13 protein-coding genes are annotated in these 15,668 nt (G+C 66.1%); 8 read left to right on the plus strand and 5 right to left on the minus strand.

From position 1 onward, the window contains the following. Positions 1-46: 46 nt before the first annotated feature. Positions 47-523 (minus strand): DUF721 domain-containing protein, encoded by a 477-nt coding sequence (locus QZ471_RS18415; RefSeq protein WP_295466462.1) that lies wholly within the window; start codon positions 521-523, stop codon positions 47-49. A 222-nt stretch (positions 524-745) separates the two neighbouring features. On the opposite strand from QZ471_RS18415, the gene secA reads away from it, so the two are divergent. From secA to QZ471_RS18435, 4 genes are all read left to right on the plus strand, one after another. Beyond that, positions 746-3,487: a preprotein translocase subunit SecA gene (gene secA, locus QZ471_RS18420; protein WP_295466464.1), complete on the plus strand. Its 2,742-nt coding sequence runs from the start codon at positions 746-748 to the stop codon at positions 3,485-3,487. 216 nt (positions 3,488-3,703) lie between these two features. Beyond that, complete coding sequence (argJ, locus tag QZ471_RS18425) at positions 3,704-4,921, plus strand: bifunctional glutamate N-acetyltransferase/amino-acid acetyltransferase ArgJ (protein ID WP_295466466.1); 1,218 nt, start codon at positions 3,704-3,706, stop codon at positions 4,919-4,921. Between the two features lie 74 nt (positions 4,922-4,995). Continuing rightward, on the plus strand, positions 4,996-5,634 hold the full coding sequence (locus tag QZ471_RS18430; RefSeq protein WP_295466468.1) for a glutathione S-transferase family protein: 639 nt from the start codon (positions 4,996-4,998) through the stop codon (positions 5,632-5,634). After that, on the plus strand, positions 5,631-6,578 hold the full coding sequence (locus tag QZ471_RS18435) for a Nudix family hydrolase (protein WP_295466470.1): 948 nt from the start codon (positions 5,631-5,633) through the stop codon (positions 6,576-6,578). Before QZ471_RS18430 ends, QZ471_RS18435 begins: the two co-directional genes overlap by 4 nt. A gap of 152 nt (positions 6,579-6,730) precedes the next feature. On the opposite strand, the gene QZ471_RS18440 is transcribed toward QZ471_RS18435, so the two are convergent. From QZ471_RS18440 to QZ471_RS18450, 3 genes are read right to left on the minus strand one after another with little or no spacing between them, the layout of a single operon-like run. After that, positions 6,731-7,780 carry an alkene reductase gene (locus tag QZ471_RS18440; protein ID WP_295466472.1) on the minus strand — a complete coding sequence of 350 codons (1,050 nt, stop codon included), beginning with the start codon at positions 7,778-7,780 and terminating at the stop codon, positions 6,731-6,733. 15 nt (positions 7,781-7,795) lie between these two features. Further along, positions 7,796-8,959 (minus strand): MFS transporter, encoded by a 1,164-nt coding sequence (locus QZ471_RS18445; RefSeq protein WP_295466474.1) that lies wholly within the window; start codon positions 8,957-8,959, stop codon positions 7,796-7,798. Positions 8,960-8,976: 17 nt separating this feature from the next. Next, the gene (locus tag QZ471_RS18450) at positions 8,977-9,267 is read right to left on the minus strand and encodes a metalloregulator ArsR/SmtB family transcription factor (RefSeq protein WP_295466774.1); all 291 of its coding nucleotides are present in this window, start codon (positions 9,265-9,267) and stop codon (positions 8,977-8,979) included. Positions 9,268-9,481: 214 nt separating this feature from the next. On the opposite strand from QZ471_RS18450, the gene QZ471_RS18455 reads away from it, so the two are divergent. The 4 genes from QZ471_RS18455 (at position 9,482) to QZ471_RS18470 (ending at position 15,304) form a co-directional block, all read left to right on the plus strand. Continuing rightward, on the plus strand, positions 9,482-10,177 hold the full coding sequence (locus QZ471_RS18455; protein WP_295466476.1) for an OmpA family protein: 696 nt from the start codon (positions 9,482-9,484) through the stop codon (positions 10,175-10,177). Between the two features lie 249 nt (positions 10,178-10,426). Beyond that, positions 10,427-12,565 (plus strand): EAL domain-containing protein, encoded by a 2,139-nt coding sequence (locus QZ471_RS18460; RefSeq protein WP_295466478.1) that lies wholly within the window; start codon positions 10,427-10,429, stop codon positions 12,563-12,565. A 185-nt stretch (positions 12,566-12,750) separates the two neighbouring features. Continuing rightward, positions 12,751-13,905: a phosphatidylserine/phosphatidylglycerophosphate/cardiolipin synthase family protein gene (locus QZ471_RS18465; RefSeq protein WP_295466480.1), complete on the plus strand. Its 1,155-nt coding sequence runs from the start codon at positions 12,751-12,753 to the stop codon at positions 13,903-13,905. 94 nt (positions 13,906-13,999) lie between these two features. After that, the gene (locus QZ471_RS18470; protein ID WP_295466482.1) at positions 14,000-15,304 is read left to right on the plus strand and encodes an acyltransferase; all 1,305 of its coding nucleotides are present in this window, start codon (positions 14,000-14,002) and stop codon (positions 15,302-15,304) included. On the opposite strand, the gene QZ471_RS18475 is transcribed toward QZ471_RS18470, so the two are convergent. After that, positions 15,279-15,647 carry an antibiotic biosynthesis monooxygenase gene (locus QZ471_RS18475; protein ID WP_295466484.1) on the minus strand — a complete coding sequence of 123 codons (369 nt, stop codon included), beginning with the start codon at positions 15,645-15,647 and terminating at the stop codon, positions 15,279-15,281. The two genes, QZ471_RS18470 and QZ471_RS18475, sit on opposite strands and share 26 nt — an antisense overlap. Positions 15,648-15,668: the final 21 nt, after the last annotated feature.

Here is a 15,668-nt window from a genome sequence, read left to right on the forward strand (position 1 = left end):
GCCTTAAAAGGTTGCGCTCCTGGCGCCAGGGTCAGCCGGCTGGAGGCTAGGCGTCGTCTGCGCTCGGCGTCACCTGGGTGCCGGTACGACTGGCCAGTCGCTCCAGGGCTGCCTTGAGCTTGGGGTCGCGGATGCCAGCGGCCACCTCGCGCAGGCTGTCGGCACCCACCTGGCTGACCTGCCGTACCGGCCGCGGCCGCGTGGCCGTGCCCGGATTCGGCTGCATCTTGAACTGCAGGCGCGTCAGCCCGGCGAACTCCGGCGCCTTCTGCAAGAAGCGCAGCAGGCGCGGCTGCTGGTAGCGCAGTCGCGTCGCCCAATGGGCGTCGTTGACCACCAGCAGCAGGGTGCCGTCGCGCCAGCTGGCCACCCGGCAATGGGGGCGCGCGGCGGGCTGCAACTGCTCTTCCAGCAACTGCTGCAGCCGACCCAGGCGCTCGGCCTCGCGAAACAACGCCTTGAGCGGTTTCGCCTGGCGCAGCAGGGCGGCGGGAGCGACGGCGGGAAGGGGACGAAAGGCCATGCGCAGGACTCGCGATGGGCGAAGGGGAGTCGTGGATGGTAACAGATCGCCCGGGCGTCCTGGCGGCTGGGGGCCCGTCGTTCTTTCCTCATCGGCATTTCCGAGTAGAATGCCCGATTACCATTGCGGGACATCGCGGGCCTAGAGTCCGTGCCCAGGCGTCTGGCCAGGCCTTGCCGCCCGTTTCGCTCCCCCCATTCCAGCGGAAGAATTCCAGTCGATATGTTTGCGCCTTTGTTGAAGAAATTCTTTGGAAGCAAGAACGAACGAGACGTCAAACGCCTCGGCAAGGTGGTCCAGGCCACCAATGCGTTGGAGTCTCAGATTGCCTCCCTGAGCGACGAGCAACTGCGCGCCAAGACCGAGGAATTCAAGCAGCGCGTGGCCAAGGGCGAGTCCCTCGACACCCTGATGCCCGAAGCCTTCGCCGTGGTCCGCGAAGCGGGCAAGCGGGTCATGGGCATGCGTCACTTCGACGTCCAGCTGATCGGCGGCGCCGCGCTGCACGAAGGCAAGATCGCCGAGATGCGTACCGGTGAGGGCAAGACCCTGGTGGGTACCCTGCCGGTCTACCTCAATGCGCTGTCCGGCAAGGGCGTGCACGTGGTCACGGTGAACGACTACCTGGCCCGCCGCGACGCCAACTGGATGCGGCCGCTCTATGAATTCCTCGGCCTGTCGGTGGGCATCATCCTGCCGTTCCAGCCGCCGGAAGAGAAACGCGCCGCCTACGCCGCCGACATCACCTACGGCACCAACAACGAATTCGGCTTCGACTACCTGCGCGACAACATGGCCTTCAGCCTGGCCGAGAAATTCCAGCGCGAGCTGAATTTCGCCGTGGTCGACGAAGTGGACTCCATCCTCATCGACGAAGCCCGTACCCCGCTGATCATCTCCGGTCAGGCCGAGGACAGCTCGGAGCTGTACCAGAAGATCAACCTGCTGATCCCGCGTCTGCAGCAGCACATCGAGGAAGAGGAAGGCAATCCGACCCAGGTCGGCCACTACACCATCGATGAGAAGACCCGCCAGGTGGAGATCACCGAGCTGGGTCACCAGTACATCGAGGAGATGCTCACCGAGGCCGGGCTGCTGGCCGAGGGCGAGAGCCTCTACTCGGCGCACAACCTGGGCCTGCTGACCCATGTGTTCGCCGGCCTGCGCGCCCACACCCTGTTCCATCGCAACGTCGAGTACATCGTCCAGCAGGACCAGGTGCTGCTGATCGACGAGCACACCGGCCGGACCATGCCGGGTCGCCGTCTTTCCGAAGGCCTGCACCAGGCCATCGAGGCCAAGGAAGGACTGCCGATCCAGCCCGAGAGCCAGACCCTGGCCTCGACCACCTTCCAGAACTACTTCCGCCTCTACAACAAGCTCGGTGGCATGACCGGCACCGCCGACACCGAGGCCTTCGAATTCCGCCAGATCTACAACCTCGACGTGCTGGTGATCCCGACCCACCGCGCCATCGCCCGGAAGGACTTCAACGACCTGGTCTACCTGACCCAGGCCGAGAAGTACCAGGCGATCATCGAGGACGTGAAGCAGTGCCAGGCCGAAGGCCGTCCGGTGCTGGTGGGTACCGCCTCCATCGAGAGCTCCGAGTACGTCGACCAGTTGCTGACCCAGGCCGGCATCGAGCACAAGGTGCTCAACGCCAAGTATCACGAGCGCGAAGCCGAGATCATCGCCCAGGCCGGGCGTCCGGGCGCCGTGACCATCGCCACCAACATGGCCGGTCGCGGTACCGACATCCTGCTCGGCGGCAACTGGGAAGTGGAAGTCGCGGCCCTGGAGAATCCCACCGAGGAGCAGATCGCCGCGATCAAGGCCGCCTGGCAAGAGCGCCACAAGCAGGTCATCGACGCCGGCGGCCTGCACGTGATCGCCTCCGAGCGCCACGAATCCCGCCGCATCGACAACCAGCTGCGCGGCCGTGCCGGTCGCCAGGGCGACCCGGGTTCCAGCCGCTTCTATCTGTCGCTGGAAGACAGCCTGATGCGCATCTTCGCCTCCGACCGGGTGAAGAACTTCATGAAGGCCCTGGGCATGCAGGGCGGCGAGGCCATCGAGCACCGCATGGTCACCAACGCCATCGAGAAGGCGCAGCGCAAGGTCGAAGGCCGCAACTTCGACATCCGCAAGCAGTTGCTGGAATACGATGACGTGGCCAACGAGCAGCGCAAGGTGATCTATCACATGCGCGATACCCTGCTGGCCAACGAGGATGTCGGCGACACCATCAAGGGCTTCCGCGAGGAGACCCTGACCCAGGTGATCAACGAGCACATCCCGCCGCAGTCGCTGCCCGAGCAGTGGGACGTTCCCGGCCTGGAAGCCGAGATCTACAGCGTCTTCGGTCTGCAACTGCCCATCGGTCAGTGGCTGGACGAAGACGACAAGCTGTACGAGGACACCCTGCGGGTGAAGATCCTCGAGCAGCTCGAAGCCGCCTACATGGAAAAGGAAGACATGGCCGGCCGCGAGGCCCTGCGCAACTTCGAGAAGCAGATGCTGCTGCGGGTGGTCGACGATCTCTGGAAGGACCACCTCACCACCATGGATCACCTGCGTCATGGTATCCACCTGCGCGGTTACGCCCAGAAGAACCCCAAGCAGGAATACAAGCGCGAATCCTTCAACCTGTTCCAGGAGCTGCTGGACAGCATCAAGCGCGACACCATTCGCGTGCTGTCCCATGTCCAGGTGCGCCGCGAAGATCCGGCCGAGGAAGAGGAGCGCATGCGCCGCGAGGCCGAGGCCATGGCCCAGCGCATGCAGTTCCAGCATGCCGAGGCGCCTTCGCTGGTCGACCCCGAGGTGCTCGAGGACGAGCAGGGCGAAGACACCGTGGTGCCCTTGCAGCCCCAGCGCAACGATCAGAAGATCGGTCGCAACGAACCGTGCCCCTGTGGCTCCGGCAAGAAGTACAAGCAGTGCCACGGTAAGCTCGACTGATCGCCCCGGACTGCCGGCCGTCGTCGCAGGCGATGGCGGCGGTCCGCAGCAGGTGACAGCCCGTCGGCAGCGTTGCCGCCAGGCTGTAAACTCCGCCCGCTAGGCTGTCCGCTTCAGGTGCTTGGCGTCGTCGCAAGAGACGCCTGAAGCTTGGTTATCACGCCGCGACCGGCCGTCCGTTCGCGGCGTTTCCTTTTCTCTCACTGGAGTTTTCCCATGGCTGTCGGTCTCGGTCCGCTCTCCACGCTGCACCCGGTTCCCGGTTTCGAACTCGGTATCGCCTCCGCCGGCATCAAGCGCCCCGGGCGCAAGGACGTGGTGGTGATGCGCTGCGCCGAAGGCTCCAGCGTGGCCGGGGTCTTCACCCTCAACGCCTTCTGCGCGGCGCCGGTGATCATCGCCCGTCAGCGTTTCACCGGTCCGGTGCGTTACCTGCTCACCAACACCGGCAATGCCAATGCCGGTACCGGCCAGCCGGGCCTCGCCGCTGCCGAGCGCACCACCAAGGCCCTGGCGACCCTGGCCAGCGTGGGCGAAGAGGCGGTGCTGCCGTTTTCCACCGGAGTGATCGGCGAGCCGTTGCCGGTGGAGAAGATCGAGGCCGCGCTGCCGGCCGCCCTGGCCGATCTGGCCGAGGACAACTGGGCCGCCGCCGCCAGCGGCATCATGACCACCGATACCCTACCCAAGGGCGCCAGCCGCCAATTCCAGGTGGGCGGAACCACCATTACCGTCACCGGCATCAGCAAGGGCGCCGGCATGATCAAGCCGAACATGGCCACCATGCTCGGTTACGTGGCCACCGACGCCAAGGTCAAGCGCGAGCTGCTGCAGGACCTGCTGGCCGACGCCGCCAACCGCTCCTTCAACCGCATCACCATCGATGGCGATACCTCCACCAACGATTGCTGCATGCTGGTCGCTACCGGCCGCGCTGACATGGCGGAGATCACCCAGGCCAGCGGCGAAGCCTTCCAGCAGCTGCGCGAGGCGGTCTTCGCGGTGTTCGCCGAGCTGGCCCAGGCCATCGTGCGGGATGGCGAGGGTGCCACCAAGTTCGTCACCGTGCAGGTCAACGGCGGCGCCAATGCCCAGGAATGCCTGGACGTCGGCTATGCCGTGGCTCATTCGCCGCTGATCAAGACTGCGCTGTTCGCTTCCGACCCGAACTGGGGGCGTATCCTCGCCGCCGTCGGGCGGGCCGGGGTGCCCAATCTGGACGTCAGCCTGATCGACGTCTTCCTCGGCGGCGTGCAGATCTGCCAGCAAGGTGGTCGTGCGGCGACCTATACCGAAGACCAGGGCGCGCGGGTCATGGCCCAGGCGGAGATCGAGATCCGCATCGAGCTGGGTCGCGGTAGCCACCAGGAGACCATCTGGACCACCGACCTGTCCCACGACTATGTGAAGATCAACGCCGAGTACCGTACCTGACCGGCGCTGTGGCGTGCGGCCTGGCCGCATGCCTGCTGCGGTCCCGATGGTCGCATCGTTTCGAGGAATCCTGCATGTCCCAGCTGCAACTCGTGATCGGCAACAAGAACTTCTCCTCCTGGTCGCTGCGGGCCTGGCTGGCCATGGAACTCAGCGGCGCCCCCTATGAGGAGGTGTCGATCCCGCTCTACGCGCCCAACAGCCGGGCTTTGCTCAAGGCGCAGTCGCCCACCGGCAAGGTGCCGGTGCTCAAGCTGGCCGAGGGCACCATCTGGGATTCCTTGGCCATCGTCGAATACCTGGCCGAAGCCTATCCCGAGGCCGGTCTGTGGCCCGCCGATACCCTGGCCCGCGCCCATGCCCGGGCGCTGTGCGCCGAGATGCACAGCGGCTTCCTCGCCCTGCGGCGTGAGTTGCCGATGGACATGCGCCGGCGCCAGCGGCTGAAGTCGACCACCGCGGAAGCCGTGGAAGACATCCAGCGTATCCAGCGCCTGTGGCGCGAATGCCGCGAACGCTACGGTGCCGAGGGCCCTTATCTGTTCGGCGCCCCGACCATCGCCGATGCCTTCTATGCACCGGTGGCTAGTCGCTTCCGCAGCTATGGCGTGGAGCTGTCGGCCGAGGCGGCCGCCTATGTCGAGACCATCCACGCCTGGCCGGCTTTCCAGCGCTGGCTGGCGGAGGCCGAAACGGAGGAACAGGACGCATGAGTCGTCTGCATGTCGTTGCCGCAGTGATCCGCAATCCCCAAGGGCAGATCCTCATCGCCCAGCGTCCGGCGCACAAGCACCAGGGTGGACTCTGGGAGTTTCCGGGCGGCAAGGTCGAGGCCGGCGAGGCCCCGGCCGCTGCCCTGGCGCGCGAGCTGGTCGAGGAGCTGGGCATCCAGGTGACGGCGGCCCGACCGCTGTTGCAGGTGCGCCATGACTATCCCGACCAGGCGGTGCTGCTGGACGTCTGGCAGGTGGATGCCTTCACCGGCGAGGCCCATGGTGCCGAAGGCCAGCCGCTGGCCTGGGTCGCCCCACGCGAACTCGCCGGCTACGACTTCCCGGCGGCCAATAGGCCCATCGTCCAGGCGGCGCGTCTGCCGGAGCGCTATCTGATCACCCCCGGCGAGCTGACCACCGCGGAATTGCTCAATGGGCTGCATCGGGCATTGGATAACGGCATTCGCCTGGTACAGCTGCGCACGCCGGACAACTTCGATCCCCAGTACCGCGATCTGGCGGGGGACGTCCAAGGCCTTTGCACTGGCCGCGCCCAGCTAATGCTCAAGGGCCCTTTGGAATGGCTGGGCGACTTCCCCGCAGCCGGCTGGCACCTGACCGCGGAGCAACTGCGCCGCTATGCGCCCAATGGCCGACCCTTCCCGGAGCACCGCCTGCTGGCGGCCTCTTGCCACGATGCCGAGGAACTGGCCCTGGCCCAGCAGATGGGCGTGGACTTCGTCACCCTGTCGCCGGTGATGCCCACCACCAGCCACCCCGGCGCGCCGACCCTGGGTTGGGTCAAGGCCCAGCAGTTGCTGGCCGACTGCAACCTACCGGCTTACCTGCTGGGCGGGCTGGGCGAGGACGATCTCACCAGCGCCTGGCAGGCCGGTGCCCAGGGCGTAGCGGCGATCCGGGCGTTCTGGCCTGGGGCTGTCTAAGTCGGTTAGCGCGGCGGCGGGAATGGAGCATAAGCAATCGCGGCCATGGGCCGCTCCTACAGGTTCAGACATTCCTGTAGGAGCGGCCCATGGCCGCGATATCGTCACAAAAAAGCCCGCCAACCGGCGGGCTTTTTCATCCAAGCGAAAACCTACAGCCGCGGATAGTCGATGTAGCCCACCGGGCCCTTGCTGTAGAAGGTGTCCGGGCGCGGTTCGTTGAGCGGCGCATCTTCGGCCAGGCGCTGGGGCAGGTCCGGGTTGGCGATGAAGGGCACGCCGAAGGCCACGGCGTCGGCCTTGCCTTCTTCCAGCCAGGCATTGGCCTGGGCCTTGTCGAACTTCTCGTTGGCGATATAGACACCGCCGAACGCCGCCTTGAGCTGCGGGCCGAGGCTGTCGCTGCCGGCCGCTTCGCGGATGCAGATGAAGGCGACCTGGCGCTGACCCAGTTCGCGAGCGACATGGCCGAAGGTGGCGGCGGGATCACTGTCACCCATGGTGTGCATGTCGCCACGGGTGGACAGGTGCACGCCGACGCGATCGGCGCCCCAGACGTCGATGCAGGCGTCAGTCACCTCCAGCAGCAGGCGGGCACGATTCTCGATGGAGCCGCCGTAGGCATCGCTGCGCTGGTTGGTATCGCTCTGCAGGAATTGGTCGAGCAGATAGCCGTTGGCGCCATGCACCTCGACGCCATCGAAACCGGCACGCTTGGCGTTCTCGGCGCCACGGCGATAGGCGGCGACGATGCCGGGGATTTCCGCGGTTTCCAGCGCCCTGGGGGTGACATAGTCACGCTTGGGTCGCAGCAGGCTGACATGGCCCTGGGCGGCGATGGCACTCGGTGCTACCGGCAGCTCGCCATCGAGATAGCTGGGATCGGAGATGCGGCCCACGTGCCAGAGTTGCAGCACGATGCGGCCACCGGCCTTGTGCACGGCGCTGGTCACGCGCTGCCAGCCGGCTACCTGCTCGTCGGACCAGATGCCGGGGGTGTCGGGATAGCCCACGCCCTGGGGGTCCACCGAGGTGGCCTCGGTGATGATCAGGCCGGCGGAGGCGCGCTGGGTGTAGTACTCGACCATCAGGTCGCCGGGTACGCGACCCGGTTCGGCGCGGCAGCGGGTGAGGGGCGCCATGATGACGCGGTTGGACAGTTCCAGGGCGCCGATCTTGATCGGGTCGAACAGCTGAGTCATGGCTAGCTCTCTTGGTTAGCTGGCGGTAGCCAGGCCGCTCTTGCGGGCCTGGCTGGCGGTCAGCAGGGTGGCGATGAGCGCCAGCAGGGCGAGCCCGCTGGCGGCGAGGGGTACTGCGGTAAGACCCAGGCCGTGATCGATGACCAGGCCGCCGACCCAGGCGCCGAGGGCATTGCCCACGTTGAAGGCGCCGATGTTGAGGGTCGAGACCAGGTTCGGCGCGTCCTTGCCGAAGGTGACCACGTTGATCTGCAGGGCCGGTACGGCGGCAAAGGCGGCCGCGGCCCAGAGGAAGAGGGTGATCTCGGCCGGCAGGAAGGCCTGGCCGGTCCAGCGCAGGGCGGCGGAAGTCAGCGCCAGGGCGACGAAGATGCCTACCAGACTGGTGGCCAGCCGCCAGTCGGCCAGGCGCCCGCCGATGAAGTTGCCCAGGGTCAGGCCCAGGCCGATCAGCAGCAGGGTGCCGGTCACGCCACGGGGCGAGACGCCGGTGACTTCCTGCAGCAGCGGTGCCACATAGGTGAAGAGGGCGAACATGGAGGCGGCGAAGAACACCGTCATCGACAGCGCCAGCCAGAAGCCCAGACCCCGCAGGGCGAGCAGTTCGCGGCGCAGGTCGGCACGGGTCTGGTTACGGTCGGCGGGCAGCACGCGCCAGAGGCCGAGCAGGGCCAGCACGCCGATGGCTGCCACCGCCCAGAAGGTCGAGCGCCAGCCGGCGGCCTGGCCCAGGGCGGTACCCAGGGGCACGCCCAGCACATTGGCCAGGGTGAGGCCAGTGAACATCAGGGCCACCGCCGAGGCGCGACGATTCTCCGGGACCAGGCTCGCGGCCACCACCGCACCAATGCCAAAGAAGGCGCCGTGGCAGAGGGCGGTGACCACCCGCGCCAGCATCAGCATCTCGTAGCCACTGGCCAGGGCGCAGAGCAGGTTGCCGACGATGAAGATGCCCATCAGCGCGAGCAGGGCGCGCTTGCGTGGCCAATGTGCCGTGGCCAGCGCCATGAAGGGGGCACCGACGGCCACGCCCAGGGCATAGCCGGTGACCAGCCAGCCGGCGCTGGGGATGGAGACACCCAGGTCGGCGGCGACATTGGGCAACAGGCCCATGATGACGAATTCGGTGGTGCCGATGGCGAAAGCGCTCAGCGCCAGCACGATGAGAGAAGCGGGCATAGGATTCCTTGCACAGACTAGAGATCGCGAGCGAGGTGTTGCAGGAAGGCCTGGATGGCCGCCTCGTCGCGTTGGTAGAACACCCATTGGCCGACCCGCCGTGTAGTGACCAGGCCGGCCCGGGCCAACACCGCCAGGTGCGCGGACACCGTGGATTGCGACAGACCCGCCCGCGCCTCGATCTGCCCGGCGCAGACACCTACACCCAGGTCGTGCTCCTGGTGCGGGAAATACTGCCGGGGCTCGCGCAGCCAGCCGAGGATCTGTCGACGCAGGGGATTGGCCAGGGCCTTGAGGATGTCGTCCATCACGGAGGTATCGTCATATCGGGTTGCCACGAACCTTAGATCGCAAAAAATCGATATGCAAGCTATCTATCTTCGTTTCTTCCTATCACCTGTTTAGAGTCGCGCTATCGCCAGAGGTGTCCGGGGTCGCCGCTTCGTTCAGTCGCGATTCAGATCGGACGGCTAGAATTCAAGGTGCGGCTCAGTCCGCCGCGATCGTTCAAGGAGTAAAGACATGGCGCTGCCCACCCGTATCCTTCTCGCCAGCCTGGCCGTGGCCACCCTGGCCGGATGCGCATCCCCCAACCCCTACGAAAACCAGGGCCAGGCTGGTGGTGGTATGTCCAATACCGCCAAGTATGGCGGTATTGGAGCGCTGGCCGGCGCGGTTGCCGGCGCCGCCATCGATCACAATCATCGCGGCAAGGGTGCTCTGATCGGTGCCGCCGCCGTGGGTGCCGCGGCCGCGGGCTATGGCTACTATGCCGATCGCCAGGAAGCCGAGCTGCGCAAGCAGATGGAGAACACCGGCGTTCAGGTACAGCGCCAGGGTGACGACATCAAGCTGATCATGCCCGGCAACATCACCTTCGCCACCGACTCGGCGGACATCGCTGGCAGCTTCTACAAGCCGCTCAACGATCTGGCCAATTCCTTCAAGCAATTCGACCAGAACAGCATCGAGATCGTCGGCTACACCGACAGCACCGGCAGTCGCGCGCACAACATGGACCTGTCGCAGCGCCGCGCCCAGGCCGTGGCCAACTACCTGACCGCTCAGGGCGTCCCGGCGGCGCGCCTGAGTACCCGCGGCGCCGGCCCGGACAATCCCATCGCCAGCAACGCCACCGCCGATGGCCGGGCGCAGAATCGCCGCGTCGAGGTCAACCTGCGCGCCCTGCCGGGTGCCACCGGAACCCCCGCCCAGTAACGACCGTCCGTCGTCCCTGACCAGCAGTTTCCGCCCCTTTGCCAGTCGGGGTTGAAACTGCTTTTTCATTTTGCGTTCTGAGACACGTCGCGAAGGATCCCGTCTGCCGATCGGCAGAGGGCAGACGCCTGTCTGGCTGCTACCCTAGTAAGGTTGGAGAGACACTTCGTACAACGATCACGACGGGAAGGGATAGTCAGCCGCCTTGGCTGCTGCATGGCGGCCCAGGGCCGCGGGGAGAAGAGGTTGATGGAGTGCCCGTTGCCGCAGACAGAGCAAGGCCCGGTATTACTGGTGGTGGACGACCGCCTGGAGAACCTGCTCGCCATGCAGGCCGTGCTGGAGGTGGGAAACTGGCGGGTGATCACCGCGGCCTCGGGTGAACGCGCCCTGCAGTACCTGTTGGACGAAACCGTGGATCTGGTGCTGCTCGACGTGCAGATGCCGATCATGGACGGCTTCGAGGTCGCGCGCATCATGCGCAGCAATCTGCGCACCCGCTTCACCCCGATCATCTTCGTCTCCGCCGAAGCCCACTCCTACGAATCGGTACTGCGCGGCTACGCCACCGGCGCGGTGGACTACCTGCTCAAGCCGGTCGATCCCAACATCCTCAGGCACAAGGTGCGCTCGCTGCTCGATCACGAGCGCAATCGCCGCGAGCTGCTGCAAGCCACCCAGCAGCTGGAGCTGGCCAAGTCCTTCAGCGACTCGCTGCTGGACAACGCCGCCGAGGGCATCCTCACCGTCAACGAACAGGGGCGGGTGACCTTCGCCAACGCCGCCATCGCGCGGATGCTCAGGTGTAGCGTCAGCGACCTGGTGCACGCCAATTTCCTCGATTTCCTCGAAGGTGGCAGCGGTCTGGACGACTGGCAGACGTCGCCCTTCATGGAGCATTACGACCGCCGCGAGACCTATCGCCTGCACGACGCCCGGCTGCGTACCAGCCGAGGCGACAGCCTGCCGGTGGCGCTCTCCTGCGCGCCGCTGCCGCGCATGCAGCGCGCCATGGTGATCATCGCGCTGGACATGTCGCGCATGCGCGAGCTGCAGGAGCAGCTGGAATCCCAGGCGGTCACCGATGCCCTGACCGGGCTGCTCAATCGCCGCGGCTTCAACCAGACACTGGAAGCGGCGCTGGCGCGGACCGGGCGCAACGGCAAGCGCATGGCGGTGCTCTATATCGACCTCGACGGCTTCAAGCGCATCAACGACTCCCTAGGTCACGAGGCCGGGGATCGAGTGCTGTGCATCGTCGCCGAGCAGCTCAAGAGCTGCATGAGACCCTATGACATCCTGGCGCGCATGGGCGGCGATGAATTCACCGCGCTGCTCGATTCCCTGGAGCACCCCGAGGATGCCGCCCGGGTCGCCGAAAAGCTGCTGGAGCTGCTGGCCACGGTGCATCGCATCGATGGCATGGAGGTCAGCCTGGGCGCCAGCATCGGCATCGCCAGCTATCCCGACTGCGGCCATACCGTCGACGGCCTGCTGAGATCCGCCGACATCGCCATGTACGAGGCGAAGCGCGGCGGGCGCCAGCAATATCGCTTCTTCTCGCCGGAGATGAACGGCCGTGCCCGCTCGCGGCTGATGCTCGAAGAAAGCGTGCGCAACGCCATCGACAACAAGGACTTCGTGCTCGCCTACCAGCCGCAGGTCTATCTGCGCGACGGTCGCCTGCGTGGCTTCGAGGCGCTGCTGCGCTGGGAGCACACCGTGGCCGGCAAGGTCTCGCCCAGCGTCTTCATCCCGCTGCTGGAGGAGACGCGCCTGATCAACCGGATCGGCGACTGGATCTTCCGCGAAGGCGCGACCAAGTTGCAGTCTCTGCAGGAAATCTACGGCGATGACCTGCTGTTGAGCATCAACCTGAGCCCGGTGCAATTCGGCATGCCGCAACTGGCGGAAAGCCTGCGCCAGATCATCGAGACCCACGGCCTGCGTCCGGAGCAGATGGAAATCGAGGTCACCGAGTCGGCGCTGATGCACGACATCGACTACACCCGCGCCCAACTGTCGCAGTTGCGTGCCCTGGGTGTGCGCATCGCCGTGGACGACTTCGGCACCGGCTATTCCTCGCTGGCCTACCTGCGCCACTTCGAGCTGGATACGCTGAAGATCGACCAGTTGTTCATCGCCAACATGCTGGATTCCTCCCGCGATGCGGCCATCGTCAGCACCATCCTCGAACTGGGCCGTAACCTGGATCTCGAGGTCATCGCCGAGGGGGTGGAAACCCTGGAGCAGCGCGACTGGCTGATCGATCACGGCTGCGAGATCATGCAGGGCTTCCTGGTCTCCCGGCCGCTCAGTGCCGAGGTGACCGGGCGCTTTCCGCAGCAGGTGGACTGGACCGCGCGCCGGCCGGAGCCGACGCTCTAGCCCGGCCAGGCAGGCAAGGCTGCACCGCCTTGCTGTCCGTCCGTCAGCCGGATGGCGCGGGCAGACGGGGTACCCCGGACTAGACCTTTCGCGCTCGGACGCTGCCCCGCCAGGCGCCGAATGCCAGTGAACGAACCTGCGGCAGCGCCTTCTTATGCTGTGGCCATCGGCACGGAGTAGGAAGCATGCGGGGCGCCGTCTTTCCATGGCGGGAAAACAACAGGTTCGAATTGCTGGTGGACGGCGGACGGTTCTTTCCGGCCATGCTCGAATCCATCGCTGGCGCCCAGCGCCAGATCGACGTCGAACTCTATCTGGTGGAAGCCGGCAGCTGCGCCGAGCGTTTGCTCGTGGCCCTGACGGAGGCGGCTCGCCGCGGCGTCAGGGTGCGGTGCCTGTTCGATGGTTTCGGCACCCTGAAGATGGATGGCGAGCGGCGCCGCGAGCTGGAAGCGGCCGGCGCCGAGATCCGGCTGTTCAATCCGGTGCGCTTCCTGCACGGCCTGCACAACCTGCACCGGGATCACCGCAAGATCTTCATCGTCGACGGCCACGAGGCCTTCGTCGGCGGTAGCGGTGCGACCGACGACTTCTGGGACCCGGACCAGAGCGACTGCAATTGGCACGAGGTCATGGTCCGTATCCAGGGCCCGCTGGTGGACGACTGGCTGGCCCTGTTCGAGCGCCAGTGGGAGGCGGTCCGCCGCCGCCGCGCCTGGAAACCGCGAGCCAGCCGGGGGCGGGAACGCCCACCGCCGCCGCCCGTGGGGCAGGAAGGGCAGGGCCGGGTCGCCTATGCCGATGCCCGCCAGCACCGCGACATCCTGCAGGCGCTGATCCGCGCCCTGGTGGGCGGTCGCGAGCGGATCTGGTTCGCCACGCCCTATTTCCTGCCGACCTGGCGCGTGCGCTGGGCGCTGCGTCGCGCCGCTCGCCGCGGCGTCGACGTGCGCCTGCTGCTCACCGGTCGCCACACCGACAATCCGCCGGTGCGCTTCGCCGGACAGCGTTACTACCGCAGCCTGCTGCGCGCGGGAGTGCGTATCTACGAATACCAGCCCCGCTTCATCCACGCCAAGATGGTGCTGGTGGATCACTGGGTGAGCGTCGGTTCCTGCAATTTCGATCACTGGAATTTGAGATTCAACCTGGAAGCCAATGTCGAAGCCGTAGACAGGGGGCTGAGCCAGGCCGTCGCGGCCAGCTTCGTCAAGGATTTCGCCCAGAGCCGGGAGATCACCCTCGACTTCTGGCGCAGTCGCCCCTGGTGGTTGCGTGCCCGCGAGTGGCTGTGGGGCTCGCTGGATCGGTTGGTGATCGGAGTACTGGGGCGCGGTTAGCAGCCCCGGGTGTCAGGTGCGGGTAACATAACCGGTCCGGCGCGGTTGGCCGGATCCATCGTCCCTTGGACGAGGCCAGACGAGTAACGCTCTAGTGCAGACTTTAGATAAACACCGCTTCATCGGTCTGGAGTGGCTCAGGTTCCTGATGGGTTTCTATGTGGTCGTCTACCACACCATCCATTTCTATCCCGAGCGCAAGACCGTCCCCCTGCTGGACGAAATCACCAGCATGGGCTTCTTCGCCACCAGCACCTTCTTCGTGCTCTCCGGCTTCCTGCTTGCCCACGTCTACTGTGGGCGCGGCAGCCTGCGCGAGCCGGCGCGCAGCTTCTGGATCAAGAGATTCGCCAACCTCTATCCGATCCATATCTTCGCCTTGCTGCTGGCGATGGCGGTGGTGACCTGGATCGGCAGCCTGGGCATTCCGCCGGGTGCGGCCACGGCCAGTGTGCGCTTCGTGGTGTTCGACACCAACGAACCCCTGGCACGGACCAATCCCGAGTTGTTCCAGCACTTCATGACCAACGGCGAGCTGGCCTTCAACGCCGTGCTGCAGCTGTTCATGCTGCAGGCCTGGAATCCCTATTACCTCACCTTCAACGCACCGCTCTGGTCGATCTCGGCGCTGTTCTTCTTCTACCTGACCTTTCCCAAGCTGGCTCCGCGACTGATGACCAGCGAGCGGCCCTGGCAGCTGTTGCTGCTGGTCTGGGCGCTCTATCTGATCCCGCCGGTGCTGGTGATCATCCACCAGAACTACGGCATGCCCTTCACCGGGCTGCTGCAGCGGGTACCCCTGTTGCGTCTGCCGGAATTCCTCGCCGGCATCCTGCTGTACGCCATCTTCCGCCGGCAGCACGAAAGCGGCTGGGCGCCCTCCGAGCGGCAGCGGACGCTGTTGGCGAGCTATCTGATCCTGAGTTTCGCCGTAGGGACGGCGCTGTTCACCCACGGGCCCAAGTTCTGGTACTTCCTGTTCCACAACGGCCTGTTCCTGCCGTCGCAGCTGATCCTGGTGTACCTCGCGGCCCTGGCGCGGGAGCCGGCGAGCGAACGCATTCGCCACTGGTCACCACGGTTGGGTGGGGCGTCCTTGTCGATGTTCGCTCTGCACGTCCCCCTGTCGGGCATCTATATGACGCTGGAGCAACTGATCGGCGGCGATCTCAAGGCCTGTCTGGCGGGCCAGCACCAGACCTGCATCGCGGCGGCCGGCGCCTACACCAACTCCATCGAGTGGTACTGGCTGTTCCTGCTGCTGGTGGTGGTGCTTTGCGTACTGTTCCAAGAGCGGCTGGTGGTACCTACCCGCAAGCGTATCCTCGCGGTACTGCTGCCGCGGCTGGCGCCGCAGCAGCCACCGGCCCAGCCTAGCGGCGGAAGCCTTCGGCCATGACGAAGAAGCGGGCGTTCAGCGCTGCCAGGGGCTCGCGCAGCAGTTCCAACTGGTCCGCGGCGCCGAACACCTCGAAACGCTCCAGGGTGGCGATGGCCTGGGCCTGCTCCAGCAGATCGCCGACGTTCTCCAGATGCGCGAGCAGCGCCTGGGCATCGCGATAGCCCTCGCGGCAGCGCGCCGTGGCACCGTCGTAGCAGAAGCCGTAGTAGAGGCAGCCAGGTTCGTTACGGGTGCGTTGCAGCATGGCCTCGCCCAGGCGCTTGAAGGCCTCGAGCTGATCGGGCTGGATGGCGAAGACGGGTGCCAGGCTGCAGACGGAATCGCTGGGAAGGGGGGACATGAGAGGCTCCGAGGTCGGGGG

The sequence above is a fragment of the uncultured Pseudomonas sp. genome (genome assembly GCF_913774235.1).
Classification (GTDB): domain Bacteria; phylum Pseudomonadota; class Gammaproteobacteria; order Pseudomonadales; family Pseudomonadaceae; genus Chryseomonas.

Coding starts and splice junctions, on each gene's coding strand:
- QZ471_RS18415 (WP_295466462.1), bottom strand. CDS start 523: ATGGCCTTTCGTCCCCTTCCCGCCGTCGCTCCCGCCGCCCTGCTGCGC.
- QZ471_RS18475 (WP_295466484.1), bottom strand. CDS start 15,647: ATGTCCCCCCTTCCCAGCGATTCCGTCTGCAGCCTGGCACCCGTCTTC.
- QZ471_RS18450 (WP_295466774.1), bottom strand. CDS start 9,267: ATGGACGACATCCTCAAGGCCCTGGCCAATCCCCTGCGTCGACAGATC.
- QZ471_RS18440 (WP_295466472.1), bottom strand. CDS start 7,780: ATGACTCAGCTGTTCGACCCGATCAAGATCGGCGCCCTGGAACTGTCC.
- QZ471_RS18435 (WP_295466470.1), top strand. CDS start 5,631: ATGAGTCGTCTGCATGTCGTTGCCGCAGTGATCCGCAATCCCCAAGGG.
- QZ471_RS18460 (WP_295466478.1), top strand. CDS start 10,427: ATGGAGTGCCCGTTGCCGCAGACAGAGCAAGGCCCGGTATTACTGGTG.
- QZ471_RS18465 (WP_295466480.1), top strand. CDS start 12,751: ATGCGGGGCGCCGTCTTTCCATGGCGGGAAAACAACAGGTTCGAATTG.
- QZ471_RS18445 (WP_295466474.1), bottom strand. CDS start 8,959: ATGCCCGCTTCTCTCATCGTGCTGGCGCTGAGCGCTTTCGCCATCGGC.
- QZ471_RS18430 (WP_295466468.1), top strand. CDS start 4,996: ATGTCCCAGCTGCAACTCGTGATCGGCAACAAGAACTTCTCCTCCTGG.
- QZ471_RS18455 (WP_295466476.1), top strand. CDS start 9,482: ATGGCGCTGCCCACCCGTATCCTTCTCGCCAGCCTGGCCGTGGCCACC.
- secA (WP_295466464.1), top strand. CDS start 746: ATGTTTGCGCCTTTGTTGAAGAAATTCTTTGGAAGCAAGAACGAACGA.
- argJ (WP_295466466.1), top strand. CDS start 3,704: ATGGCTGTCGGTCTCGGTCCGCTCTCCACGCTGCACCCGGTTCCCGGT.